Annotated in this window: 9 protein-coding genes; 7 read left to right on the forward strand and 2 right to left on the reverse strand. The window is 46.8% G+C overall.

The window, feature by feature from the left end:
- Positions 1–153 precede the first annotated feature (153 nt).
- The 3 genes from ABD031_RS00565 (at position 154) to ABD031_RS00575 (ending at position 5,529) form a co-directional block, all read left to right on the forward strand.
- Positions 154–1,155 (forward strand): acyloxyacyl hydrolase, encoded by a 1,002-nt coding sequence (locus ABD031_RS00565; RefSeq protein ID WP_343847836.1) that lies wholly within the window; start codon positions 154–156, stop codon positions 1,153–1,155.
- Positions 1,156–1,244: 89 nt separating this feature from the next.
- Positions 1,245–3,707: a PIG-L family deacetylase gene (locus ABD031_RS00570; RefSeq protein ID WP_343847837.1), complete on the forward strand. Its 2,463-nt coding sequence runs from the start codon at positions 1,245–1,247 to the stop codon at positions 3,705–3,707.
- 103 nt (positions 3,708–3,810) lie between these two features.
- Positions 3,811–5,529, forward strand: a complete 1,719-nt coding sequence (locus ABD031_RS00575) for a sodium:solute symporter family protein (protein ID WP_343847838.1) — start codon at positions 3,811–3,813, stop codon at positions 5,527–5,529.
- 221 nt (positions 5,530–5,750) lie between these two features.
- Here the strand turns inward: ABD031_RS00575 and ABD031_RS00580 are convergent, their stop codons facing one another.
- A complete protein-coding gene (locus tag ABD031_RS00580) occupies positions 5,751–6,599 on the reverse strand; it encodes a DUF2911 domain-containing protein (protein ID WP_343847839.1) in 849 nt (282 codons plus the stop codon).
- A gap of 177 nt (positions 6,600–6,776) precedes the next feature.
- On the opposite strand from ABD031_RS00580, the gene ABD031_RS00585 reads away from it, so the two are divergent.
- The gene (locus ABD031_RS00585) at positions 6,777–7,697 is read left to right on the forward strand and encodes a 2-hydroxyacid dehydrogenase (RefSeq protein ID WP_343847840.1); all 921 of its coding nucleotides are present in this window, start codon (positions 6,777–6,779) and stop codon (positions 7,695–7,697) included.
- Between the two features lie 9 nt (positions 7,698–7,706).
- The gene (locus tag ABD031_RS00590) at positions 7,707–8,549 is read left to right on the forward strand and encodes a universal stress protein (protein ID WP_343847841.1); all 843 of its coding nucleotides are present in this window, start codon (positions 7,707–7,709) and stop codon (positions 8,547–8,549) included.
- Here the strand turns inward: ABD031_RS00590 and ABD031_RS00595 are convergent.
- Positions 8,536–9,252, reverse strand: coding sequence for a tetratricopeptide repeat protein (locus tag ABD031_RS00595; RefSeq protein ID WP_343847842.1), 717 nt, complete (start codon positions 9,250–9,252; stop codon positions 8,536–8,538). The two genes, ABD031_RS00590 and ABD031_RS00595, sit on opposite strands and share 14 nt — an antisense overlap.
- 124 nt (positions 9,253–9,376) lie before the next feature.
- Between ABD031_RS00595 and holA the strand changes: the two genes are divergently transcribed.
- Together holA and ABD031_RS00605 are read left to right on the forward strand one after the other, a co-directional pair.
- Positions 9,377–10,399 (forward strand): DNA polymerase III subunit delta, encoded by a 1,023-nt coding sequence (gene holA / locus ABD031_RS00600; protein WP_343847843.1) that lies wholly within the window; start codon positions 9,377–9,379, stop codon positions 10,397–10,399.
- A 214-nt stretch (positions 10,400–10,613) separates the two neighbouring features.
- Complete coding sequence (locus tag ABD031_RS00605; protein ID WP_343847844.1) at positions 10,614–13,601, forward strand: tetratricopeptide repeat protein; 2,988 nt, start codon at positions 10,614–10,616, stop codon at positions 13,599–13,601.
- Positions 13,602–13,604 lie beyond the last annotated feature (3 nt).

The following is a 13,604-nucleotide window of genomic DNA, read 5'->3' on the forward strand; positions in this document are numbered from 1 at the left end:
TTTGCTATACTCAAGCCAAGAGGTAGTAGAATTATGTTTAGACTGTTTACAATTGGATTTTTTCTGTCGTTAAATTTTTTTTCGATTACTTCGGTTTTCGCCCAGAATCCCAAATTTCAAAAAATCATCAGCCTCTCGTATGAAACCGGCCCCATGCTCAGCAATGGCACAGACTGGGGCGATGAGATAAAGGATGCGGTGGACTTCAAAGCATTGGATTTTAAACTGGGTTGGAGGAAAATTTCCAACACACCGTTTAATTATCTCTACAGATACCCGACTTTGGGCATTGGAGTTAATTCCGTCTTAGAAAATTATAAGGAAATCGGAATGCCTCATACGATCTATGGTTTTATGGAGATCCCTTTTTCTATCTCTGCTCAGAGAAATCGAGTGAGTTTTGGTTACTTTTTGCAATTGGGTGTCGGGTTTAACCTCAAACCCTATGACCCCCAAATGAATCCAAACAATAAATATATTGGGTCAAATATAAATGCCTACATACATGCGGGGGTGAATTCTACAATAAGAATATCCGACCGTACGGACCTACAAGCCAGTTTCGGGTTGAAACATTTTTCCAATGGAGCCATCAAAAAGCCGAATTCCGGAATCAATCTTTTTCCGCTTAATCTCGCAATGAAAATCAAGCTTGGTGAGCTCAAGGCGATTCCTTCTGAAGCACCTGTGATCGGCAAAAAAAACCTCCGGACGTATTGGAATATCGCCATGTATACCGGTATAAAAAATTATGAAATCGGAGATCCGTCGTATTTCAGAGGTGGATTGGGAGTAAATTATCTTTTGGAGCCGAGTCATAAATACCGGATGGGATTAGGCATAGACTTGTTTTGGGCGCAGGGAATGCAGGCAAGGTTTCCCGAAGAGAATTTCTCTTTCAAAGAGCAAACTTCATTGGCTGTGGTTGGGTCTTGGGAGTGGCAGCTTACCGAGCGGCTGTATATCCCGATCGGCTTAGCCGCGTATCTCTATCGAAATGAAGTCAACCAGGAGATAAGTTGGTTTTACGAGCGGATAGGAGCGAGGTATCGATTTGACAACAACCTCTTTGCGGGGATGCAGATCAAGGCCCATAAAGCAAAAGCTGACTTTTTTGAATTTACGATAGGCTATACGATTGCGGGAAAAAAGTAGGATTCTCTTCCAAAAGGTGTCCGTTGGTAACAAATTGTTTTTTTTTCGTGAAAGATTGAGATAGCTTTCTGTGTCATTCAAAAACCAATATGTTCAAACCAAAGGATATTCAAGCGCTTTTTGTCACCCTACTCAGCCTGCTTAGCAGCTTATCCTTCGCCCAATCTGTCCCTTCTTCCCTGATTTATCAACAGGTACTCCAACTCGGAGAGACCAAGCGAATCCTGTATGTGGCAGCACATCCCGACGATGAAAATACCCGATTGATTTCATATTTGGTCAACGGTGCCCACGCGGAAGTAGCCTATCTGAGCCTGACTCGCGGTGATGGTGGGCAAAATCTGATCGGTAAAGAACTGGGAGTAGAACTGGGACAAATCCGTACTCAAGAGCTAATTAAAGCCAGAGAGACCGATGGAGGCAGGCAGTATTTCACCCGTGCGATGGATTTTGGCTATAGCAAAAATCCTACGGAGACGCTTCAAAACTGGGATAAGCAAAAGGTATTAGCTGACGTTGTGTGGGCCATTCGAACGTTTCAACCAGACATCATTATCACCCGGTTCAACACGATACCTGGTGTCACACACGGGCATCATACCACTTCGGCGATTTTGGCTGGTGAGGCGTTCGACCTCGCAGGAAAAGCCGATGTATTTCCAGACCAATTAAAGTGGGTTGATCCTTGGCAAGCCAAACGAATTTTTTTCAATGCCTATAATTTCGGAGGTGAGTTTACACCCGAAGACGGAAAGAAATACCATGTATTTGAGGTCGGGGGATACGATCCAATCTTGGGAGCAACCTACCACCAAATCGCTGCCAATAGTCGGACGATGCACAAGTCACAGGGCTTTGGAGCGACTGCAGGGATTGGGGCTGCAAAAGACTATATCCAGCTGATTGCCGGTGAAAACTATTCTCAGGACGCTTTCGAGGGTGTTGTGGATCGTTGGGAAGCCATACCAGGAGGAAAGGAAATTGCCGATCAAATCTCTCAATTGGCAGCAAAATTTGATTTTGTCAATCCAGAAAAAAATATCGTCTCTCTGTTGAAAATCAGGGCATCTCTTCTTGCGCTCAAATCCAACCAAACCTGGATCAAGGATAAAATCCAGAAATTGGATAATACGATCATGATGGCTTTGGGTCTGGAATATGAGTTTAACGTTCGAAAGGAAATTGGATTCCCGGGAGAGGAAATCAAAGCTGAACTCAGTGTGAACAATCCCTCTCTCACCGAAGTCAGTCTCAAGAGATTCAGCATCAAGGGCATGGATTTTCCAGCTGTCGTCACAGTTCTGAAGGAAAATGCAACCTTGTCCCTTCCGGTCGTTTTCAACATTCCTCAGGCCGCCGCCTATACCCAGCCATATTGGCTGCAGGAGCCTATAGATGGAGCCTTGTATCAGGTGAGCGACCCGAGATTGATCGGCAAGCCGTTTAATGAAGCGGATGTATTTGGTCATTTGGCTTTCGAAGTTGGAGATCAGCGGTTTGCTATCTCCATTCCGCTTAAATACAAATACAACGATCAAGTCGACGGCGAGGTAAAGCAGCCTTTCGTGATTGTGCCGGAGGTGGATCTGTCTGTTTCAAAAGAAAACGTTTTTCTAATACCAGGTGCAGATCCAGGTCTGACCGTTTCGGTGAATTTCAAAGCTCAGTTTTTGGAAGGGGAATTGGACTTCGAGGGTCTCGATGCTTCGCAGTTTAAGATTCACAGCATAGAAGATGAAGTGATCCAAAAGCGCCGTATATATCAAGTTTCTTTTTTGGAAAATGGAAGTGGTGTCAAGAAAGTGACGGCACGATTTACCACAGCCTCAGGAAAGAAGTATACTCAGAGCGTCCGTTCCATCTCCTATAAGCACATTCCTAATCTGACCTATTTAGTGCCGTCGTCGGTGAATTTGATCCAGGAAGACTGGAAAGTCTCGGGTGCAAAAGTCGGATACATTCCAGGTGCCGGAGATGATGTTCCAGGTGTTCTTACCGCATTGGGCTATCAAGTGACGATGGTAGGAACAGAGGATTATTCGGTGGACTATTTGAGTCAGTTCAAAGCCATTGTGGTGGGAATCCGTGCTTACAATACCAATGAAATCCTTGCCGCAAATCAAGCCGTGCTGATGGGATACGTCCGCGCAGGAGGGAATCTCATCGTGCAGTACAACACGAGTTCTCCACTCCTGACCAATCAACTTGGGCCGTATCCCTTTACGATCGGAAGAGGACGAGTAGCGGTGCAGGGATCCCCAGTGACGGCAGATTGGGATAGCCCGGTTTTGGCCGGTCCCAATCCGATGAATGCACAAGACTTAGAAGGTTGGGTGCAAGAGCGTGGGCTATATTTTGCGACCGCTATAGACTCGGCTTACCAAACTCCGTTTGTGATGCAAGATCCGGATGAGCCATCCAGCAACGGCTCGCTGCTGGTTGGCAAGTTTGGCGACGGCAATTTTGTCTATACCGGGATATCATTTTTCAGACAGCTTCCCGCAGGAATTCCCGGTCCGACCAAGTTATTCATCAATCTGATCGAGCAATAAAAATGGAGCAAAAACCGATTCGTTGGAAACTGATTTACATCGCACTTATGGCTAATCTATTTGCGATGATTGGCTTGTTTTATTGGTTAACGGTAGCTTACGCATGAGTATACTCGATTGGATAGTCCTGTTTTGTACCTTGTTTTCTATTGTCATTTACGGGATTTACAAAACCAGAGGAAAGCGTAGCCTTGACTCCTACATCCGAGGGCGAAACTCGATGAATTGGTGGACGATCGGGCTCTCGATCATGGCTACCCAAGCATCAGCGATCACCTTTTTGAGCACGCCAGGGCAAGCCTACGAGGATGGCATGGGCTTCGTTCAATTTTATTTTGGGCTTCCCTTGGCCATGATTATCATATCGGTGGTTTTTGTCCCGATTTACTACAAGCTCAAAGTCTACACCGCCTATGAGTATCTGGAGCAGCGTTTTGATCTCAAAACCAGAACCTTGACTGCTCTTTTGTTTATTATTCAGCGCGGATTGGCGGCAGGAATCACAATCTATGCGCCGGCGATTATTTTATCGACTTTGCTCGGATGGAACCTGACCTGGACTAATATTTTCATCGGGACTTTGGTCATCGTTTATACCGTCTCCGGTGGTACTGAAGCAGTCTCCATCACCCAGAAGCAGCAAATGGCCGTGATGATGGGGGGGATGTTGCTGGCCGGAATTATCGTGATTCAGATGCTTCCGATTTCGTTTCAGGAAGCGCTTCATGTGGCGGGCAAGATGGACAAACTCAATGTGGTGAGCCTTGAGTTTAACCTCGCGGACAGATACAACGTTTGGTCTGGGATGACTGCGGCTGTGTTTCTTTTTTTAAGTTATTTCGGTACGGATCAAAGTCAGGTTGGCCGGTACCTTTCCGGCCAGACCTTGACTCAAAGCCGGATGGGCTTGATCATGAACGGCTTTTTGAAAGTCCCTATGCAGTTTGTCATTCTGTTTATCGGTGTGATGGTGTTTGTGTTTTACCAGTTCATCCAGCCACCGGTGATCTTCAATCAGGTGCAAACTGAGAAGCTACGCGAAAGTGAGTACGCCCCTCAATTCACCGAACTGGAGCAACGCTACCAATCTAACTTCGAATCGGGCAAACTGGCTTACGAGGAAATGCTCGTCGCAATTGAAGCAGAACAGGAGGGGAAAACGGAATCAATTAAAGAGAGGATTCAGGATCTGAAAGTCGAACAGGGAGCGCTGCGTGACGAGGCAAAAGCAATGATTCTGAAAAACGATCCTGCAGCCGAGACGCGAGACACCGACTATGTATTCATGCGGTTTGTGATGGACTACCTACCCAAAGGCATTGTAGGATTGTTGTTTGCAGTGATCTTTAGCGGGGCTATGTCATCTTCAGCTTCCGAGTTGAATGCGCTGGGATCTACCAGCACAATCGATCTATACAAGCGCTCGATCAAAAAGGACGCTAGCGATCGACACTATGTCGTGTCATCGAAGATGTTTACAGCATTTTGGGGCTTGGGTGCGATTCTCTTTGCAACCTATGCGTCGCTATTTGAAAATCTCGTCCAGGCGATCAATCTACTTGGCTCCCTTTTTTATGGGACGATACTGGGTGTGTTTTTGGTAGGATTTTTTATGAAATGGGTTGGAGGTCGGGCGGCGTTCATCTCAGCCCTGCTTTCCCAGGCCTTAATTCTTTTGGTTCATTTTAGAAATGGAGCAGGAGTATTTGGTTTCTCTTGGGATATAGGCTTTCTCTGGTACAATGCGATTGGTTGCCTATCGTTAATGCTTTTCGCGCTGATTTTGCAGCCGATTCTTGGTGGAAAAGTACGGGAGAGTTAAAGAAAGTGTATTCAGTCACTCAGTTGGTTAGCTAGGAAACGGATGCTTCGACTTTGATGTCAATGATTGAGAATAAGGTTCCAAAGGCCATCCAGGTTTTGAAAACCCAGCGGTCTAAAGCAATAGACTACGATAAAAAAAACCTCCGGATTGCGCTCCGGAGGTTTTTGCATAGAATCTAGAATGTACTACGCTCTGTCTAAAATCCAGCGTCCAACATCTTATTTTATTGAATTAATCAGCCGTTCATTGAGCGAGACATAGTCGGGATTTTCTTCCGCGGCTGCCATGGATTTTGATTTGGTAGCGGAATCGTGTGCTTCGGTTTTCATCCCCAACGCCATTTCGATCTTGGCTCTCAGATACATCGTCCAATATTTCGGGTCTTTGTCTGTGGATTCTTTCACCCAAGCATAGGCTTGATTCAGGTCTTTGGATGTCGTGAAATAGTAGTTAGCAGCTTGGAATAGCAATGTCGGGTCGGTAGATTTTGCGTCGATGACCAGCTTCTGAATCTCCGCCATGACGATGGGATCGACCTTGGTTTCGATCTTGAACTCCACTTGGCTATTCTCCCATGCCACCGACGCTACCGCGCTGTTGTCGGTGATGTTGTTAAAACCGATCTCAAAGGATTCGCTTTTATTTTTGGTCTTGGTGACAGGGACTTGGAATCTCAACTGATCCTCGGATTGATCGTATCCTATGGCTCCCCAGAGTTTGGTGTTTTTGCTAAGGATGAGTGTCCAGTGGCTTTTTTCCGGGATCGCATACAGGGCGTAGTTACCTGCAGGTACAGTTTGTCCCGAGATGGACACCTCTGTGGAGAAATTAATCTGGGTTGCTGAGTTAGCTCCGGTGCGCCAGATTTGGCCGTAGGGAACGAGCTCACCAAAGATCTTCCGGCCCTTGGTGCTCGGCCTACTGTAGTCTACCGTCACCACCGAAAGTCCAAACTGCTGGGAGATTTTTGAACTTGGGCTTGCCTGAGGCATTTGAAGTTGCTGCGAAAAACTGACAAAACTTGCCAAGAGCATTGTCATGAGAGAGAAATAGAATTTTCTAGTCATGTTTTATTAAATTGAGTTTTGATAACAATCTGAAACCCCAAAAGATGGTTCAGAATTTAACGTCAATTTGAGGTTTTTCTTTTCTGGCTTCTGTGATTTACCAGCCTTTTTTTGACCAATGGGCTTTGTCGGGCCTCCGAACATGTTATTTTTACACCAAACCCAATAGTACTGAAAATGAGCTTAGCTATTATCAGCCCCGGGCGAAATCCGAAAGTGTGGATTGATGCCCTGACTTTTTACTATCCTGAGATCGATATCCAAGTTTATCCGGCAATTGACCGACCTGACGAGGTAGAGATGGCCATGGTATGGCAGCATCCTCCCGGCTACTTGAGAGAATTGCCCAACTTGAAACTGATCAGCTCCCTGGGAGCAGGCGTGGATCATATTCTGAGTGATCCAGCCGTACCGGAGTCATTGCCTATCGTCCGAATCGTCGATGAAAAACTGACCTGGTCCATGACCAATTATGTGGTGATGGGGGTGTTGAACTTTCATCGACAGATCACCCGGTACCAAGCTGACCAGCAGCGAAAAGTCTGGGACATGAGCATGCCGGAAATCCCAGTAAAAGTCGGTGTGATGGGAGTGGGGGCGCTTGGTGGAGATGTGATGGACAAGCTGGACTTCATGGGATTCCGGGTTTTTGGATATGGATTTTCAGACAAGGAGGACTTTCGCTTTCCTTATTTTTCAAAAAACAAACTCCAGGAATTTCTCGATGAGATCAACGTATTGGTTTGCCTGCTGCCGCTGACGCCTGACACTGAAAATATCCTAAGCCTGGAGCTTTTTCAAAAATGCAAGCCGGGCACATTTTTGGTCAATGTAGCCAGAGGCAAACATTTGGTCGAAGCAGATTTGATCCCAGCCCTGGATGCAGGTTATCTGTCGGGGGCGCTTCTCGATGTGTATCGGACAGAGCCGCTGCCAGAGAGCCATCCGTTTTGGGAAGAAAGACGGATTCAGCTCACCCCGCATATCGCCAGCGTGACCAATCCGCAAGCCGCTGCTCCCCAAATCATAGAAAATTATAAAAGACTGAAGGCCAACCAGCCGCTTTTTAATCTCGTTAACCGCCAAAGAGGCTATTGATTTTTACTGATGGAAAACACTTTTAAGATACTTTGTCCCACAGATTTTTCTGAATGTTCCCTGAATGCCATCGAGTTTGCCACCCGACTGGGAGAAAAGCTCAATGCGCAACTGGTCCTTTTCCATGTGCTCAACCGCGAAGACTATCTGAAGCTCTCGCCCATGGATCAAGACGGGGCAAATCAGGTTGATTTTGTCAGGGAAAAGCTCACAAATCTTCAAAAAGCCGTAACCTACGAAGGAATCCCTAATGGACTGGGTGGCTGTGAAGTGGTCTTTCGCGAAGGTAAAATCGTAGCAACAACTTTAGAATATGCTAAGGAATTCAAAGCCGACATGATCGTCTGCGGCACCGAGGGGGTCAACGAACTGCGGTCGCAGATCCTCGGCAGCCGGGCGAGTAGGATGGTGGAACAAAGCGATCGAGATATCCTGATTGTGCCAAGGAAGGTCTTTTTCAAGCCTCCCCGCAAGTTTGTGTATGCCTCAGATTACATCGAGGAGGACAAGCTCGCAGTTCAAAAAGTCGTGGAAATGGCCAGTTTGTTCGACTCAGAGATCGATATCGTCCATGTCTCCTCCAGTCAAAAAGCGATCGATAAGTCTCTGCACCATGCAATGGTAGAGGAGATTCAGCCGTTTATCCGCTATGAAAAAATCAACTTTGTGCTGAAGTCTTACCGCGACGATTTGGCTTTGGGCTTGGAAAATTACCTGCTCGTAGCGAAGGGCGATATCCTGGTGACGCTGAGCAAAAAGAAGTCGTTTTTTGAGCAGATATTTTCCAAAAACCTATCCAAGAAAATGTCCTATTTCCTCAATAAACCACTCTGGGTGATCAAGGGTTTTTAGGCTTTTTTCCTGAGAACAAATGCTTCAAAAATTTACCGAATTCCCTTCGGGTATTGGGGTCACCGATCAGCGATTTAAGCGTTTTCCAGAAGTAGCCGGAGTTGAGTTTTTCGGCAGCCGTGGGGCTCGGGTCGATTTGTGGGTTTTCAGGGCTTTTCTTTTCGCCGATTGGCGGCAAATTTTGTGAAGACTTTTTTGGATCATACCCGACCAACCCATCAGATTTTTCGAAGCTCTTTTTAGACCGCTCGCTATAACCAAGCTTTTCCTCGACGAGTCCTTTGTTGTTGTAGGAGACAGCATCCTCCGGATCGAGCTCGATAGCCTTTTCGTAGTCAGCGATGGCACCTTCCAAATCCCCGATTCGATCCTTGAAAAATGCCCGGCTACTGTATCGGTAGGGGTTTTTAGGATCTAAGTTTGTCGCCCGATCCAGCTCGCTGAGGGCCTCCTCATTCTTTCCCATCAGATGCAACACCACTCCGCGGTCACTGATATAGTCGGTATTATAGGGCTCTTGTTGGAGGAGAAAATCAAAATCTTTGAGTGCCGCCTCGCCTTTTCCCATCCGGGTCAGGATACGGCCTCTGTGTAGATGGAGCGCTGCCTGACTGGAATCATCGGAAATCAATTGGTCGAAAATCTCCAAGGCCTCCTCAAATTTTCCTTCCTTATACAGCGTCATTCCTTTTTCGAAACTCATATTCCGTTTTTTTAACAAGAGATACAAAGTTAAGCCCAGAATAGTTTTGCCGAAGATTATTTTCCTGGATTTTACTCCCTTTTACTTCCGCCTGTTATCTTTAAAGCCACTAGTTTTCCACTCCATGGCCCATTCACCCGAAGCTGTTCTTAAAGACCTGAAAGCGAAAAAGTTTGCTCCGATTTATTTTTTGGACGGGGACGAACCCTATTTCATAGACTTGATCACAGACTTTATCGAGAAGAATGCGATCGCCGAACATGAGAAGGGATTCAATCAGCTGGTGATGTACGGCAAGGAATCGCCGGTAAATGTGATTCTCAGCAATGCCCGCAAGTTTCCCATGATGGCAGAGCGTCAAGTGGTGATCGTGAAGGAGGCGCAGACGATTCCCGATCTGGGAAAAGAAGAAGCCCAGAAACTCCTCATCAGCTACGTCAACAATCCTTTGCCAAGCACAATCTTGGTGTTTTCCCACAAACACAAGAAGCTGGATGGGAGGAGTGCACTAAAAAAGGAGTTGGACAAAAAGACGGTCTATGTCAACTCCGAGAAGGTAAAAGACTGGAAGCTAAACGATTGGGTAGAGGGCTACTTTAAGGATCTCGGGCATCAGATCGAGCCCAAGGCTGCACAGCTTTTAGCAGACTCGATCGGCAACAATCTGGAGGTAATTTCCAATGAAGTAGGGAAGATGCTGATCAATTTTTCTGAACCGACCAAGTTCACGGCCGAACACATCTCCAAATTCATTGGCATCAATAAGGAGTACAACAACTTTGAGCTGAGCAAAGCCATTGGGTTTCGCGATGTCAAAAAGGCCAACCAGATCATCCACTACTTTATCCAAAATCCAAAGGCTCATCCGGTTATCCCGATTTTTACCTTGCTGTACAACTACTTCAGCAAAATCGCCCTGATCCACCGCGCCGGAGCCATGCCCGAAAACCAGCTGGCAGGGGCAATAGGAGTCCATCCTTACGCACTGAAAGAATATTCCATCGCCACTCGCAACTTTAAATTGGGCAAGGTAATTGAGGTGTTCGGATACATCAAAGAGGCGGATCTTCGTTACAAAGGAGTTGACTCCGGAAGCATGGAACATGGTGAAATCCTCCGCGAGCTGGTGTACAAGATTTTACACTGATTACCCGAAAACCAACTATGAAATCAAGCATGACAAACACTTCAACGTTTAGGAAGATCGTCAATCCTGCGCGATTTCTCCCGATAACCATCGGAATGGCCTTTGAAAACCAACTATAATCATATGAGATCGAGCATGACGAACACTTCAACGATTTGGAAGAATGTCATCCCTGCGAGATTCCATGTGACCAACAAAATTCAATAATGATCACATGAAATACTACCTGGTGCTGCTCGCAGGCCTTGGGATAGGTGGGGATGCTTTTTCTCAATCCACACTTTATCAAACCAGCCCCCAGCAAACGTTGGATTATAATTTGGAGCTTTTTGACAAACAGCTCTTTTCGGCCTCGCTCTACGACAACAGTCGACTAATCAGCCAGGAGCTGAACGGCGAGCAGCAAAAATCAGCCGAGCTTCACCGCGCCATGGCAGCGCTGAATATCGAGAGTCCCGATGGCCCCGGTCTAATGAAGACTTACATCTACGATCACGGAAATCATCCCTCAGTCGCAACCGCGGGGCTGTACATGGGAGATCATTTTTTTTACAAAAAGAATTACAAAGAGGCAATTGACGGTTACTCGCTGGTGAAGACCAATAGCCTCGGTGCGGCGACCAAAGCTGACGTACTTTTTAAACAGGGTTATTCGTATTTTCAATTAAAAAACAACCCCGCTGCTGCACCGTTTTTTGACCAGGCAAAAGCACTTAACCAACCGATTAGCGCGGACGCATATTATTACAGTGGCTTCATTGCCATGGAAGCTGGCAATAATGCCAAAGCAATCGCAGATCTACAAGCCGCTGGCAAAACGAACTTTTATGCAACCAAGGTTCCATATTTACTCACGGCGCTCTACTATCAGGACGGGAAATACGATCAGGTAATCAGCTATGCAGAACCGCTTTTGGCTTCGGGTCAAAATCTGGATCGAAAGGAAACCATTCATCTGTATCTCGCTGAGGCTTATTATGCGAAGAAGGACTTTGCCAACGCTGCTAAAAATTACGACGCTTTTATCAACGCAAAGAAAGGTGTCCTCTCCAGAGAAGAAGTGTACAAGGCGGGGATATCTTTTTTCGAAATCGGAAACTACCAGCGGGCAACGGATTACCTGAAAGTCTCCGCTTCTGCTACGGACGAAATCGGTCAGTCGTCGAGCTATTATTTGGGACATGCTTACCTGAAGGTTGACAACTACCAGTTTGCCACGACCAGCTTCCAAGCGGCTTCCAAATCCTCATTCAACAAGCAGATTCAAGAGGAGTCGCATTTCAATTTTGCTAAAACAAGTCTCCAGAAGGGATCCTTTTCTACAGCAATTACAGCTTTGGATGACTATCTGGAAACCTACCCTTCGGGTAAGAACAAGGCTGAGGCGGAGACGCTACTTTCCGAAGCCCTGATCAACTCCAACGATTACCTCCGGGCAATTGAGCAGATGGATAAAATCAAAAACAAGTCTCCGCGAATTCAGGCGGCTTATCAGAAGGTCGCCTACTATCAGGCGATGGTCTATTACCGGGATCAAAAGTACAAGCAAGCCTTGACTCTCTTGGACAAATCCCAGGCCTTTCCGGCTGACAGGAATTTGCTTATAGAAACTCATTTATGGAAAGGGGAGATCCTTGCTGCAGATGGCAACCTACCACAGGCCATTCGAACGTATGAGGCGATTCGAACTATGAATCCTGCGACTAACAATCCCTATGTGATCAAAACCCATTACGGGTTGGGCTATTCGTACTTCAATTCGCAAAACTATCCTAAAGCCGAAGAGCAGTTTAGACTCTATACTGAGAAGCTTAGAGGGAGAGAGGATAAACAAAATTACGACGACGCGCTCCTGAGATTAGGCGATAGCTACTATGTGCAGAAGAAGTTTAGCGACGCGGCGGCGACCTTCCAGCGGGCCATCTCCGAGTCCAATTCACAGGTAGATTATGCGTATTACCGTCTGGCGGTCGTACAAAACTTCCAATCGCGCAACAACGAGGCCTTGGGCAATCTGGACCGCATCATCACCGGCTTTCCCGGAAGTCTCTACATCGAGGACGCCATGTTTCAAAAGGGGCAGATCTTTTTGGAAGAAACCAGATACAGAGAAGCTGCCGGGGCTTTTTCGGATCTAATCTCCAATCGACCTAGCTCACCCTTTGTTCCCTATGCCTTGGAGGGGCGAGCAGTCTCCAACTTCTCAACGCAGAATTACGAGCAAACTATCGCAGACTATAAAGCGATCCTTGACAAGCATCCAAACTCAGACAATGCAGAGACCGCGCTGAAAGGCTTGCAAGAGACGCTGGCGATTCAGGGCAGATCCGGTGAGTTTGGAGACTATTTGGGCAAATACAAAACCTCTAATCCCGGCTCGGGCAATGTCCAGTCTCTGGAATACGAAGCTGCAAAAAGCCTCTATTTCAACAAAAATTATGAGCAGGCAGCCAGGGCCTTGGAAAGCTATTTGCGAAGCTATCCACAATCCGCCCAACGAAGTGAGGCGCTGTACTTTGTCGGCGACGCCTTCCTTCAAGCAGGGGATCAGGAGCGGGGATTGGGCTATTTCAAGCAATTGGAAAAAGAGCCCTCTTCTCCACAGCGCGTGCGTGCAATGCAGAAAATCGGTGTCATCGAGCTCGAGCGAGGCAATTTTGCTGCAGCCATTCCTTACTTGGAAACAGCGTCCCAAACCGCGAGAAGTAAGGTAGAAGAAGCCGAAGCGGTACAAGGGCTGATGGTTGCAAACTTTGCGACAAAGAAATTCGGCCCCGCGATCACCTATGCGGACAGGCTCATGACTTTGGATGGTATCCTTCCCGAGTCGACTCCGACCGCGATGCTCACCAAGGCAAAAGCACAACTTGAAATCAATCAAAAGGAACAGGCAGAAACTACGCTTCAATCCCTAGTCGAAGCGCATAAGACCATTCAAGGCGCAGAAGGCCTGTACTTATTGGCATTTACCCTTCAGGAAAAAGGGGATGTCCTCAAATCCAACGATGTCATCTTTGATTTTTCCGGTCCCTTCGCCGACTATGGCTATTGGTACGGAAAGATGTTCCTGCTTCTTGCTGATAACTACCAAAAGTCTGGAGAGGCTTTCCAGGCTAAGGCTACGCTGGAATCCATCGTGGAGCGCTCCACCAATCCTGACATCAAAGCAGAGGCCGAGGCCAAACTCAAAACTTTGAACTAGACC

Origin of the sequence: Algoriphagus jejuensis (assembly GCF_039523455.1) — a bacterium.
GTDB classification, from domain to species: domain Bacteria; phylum Bacteroidota; class Bacteroidia; order Cytophagales; family Cyclobacteriaceae; genus Algoriphagus; species Algoriphagus jejuensis.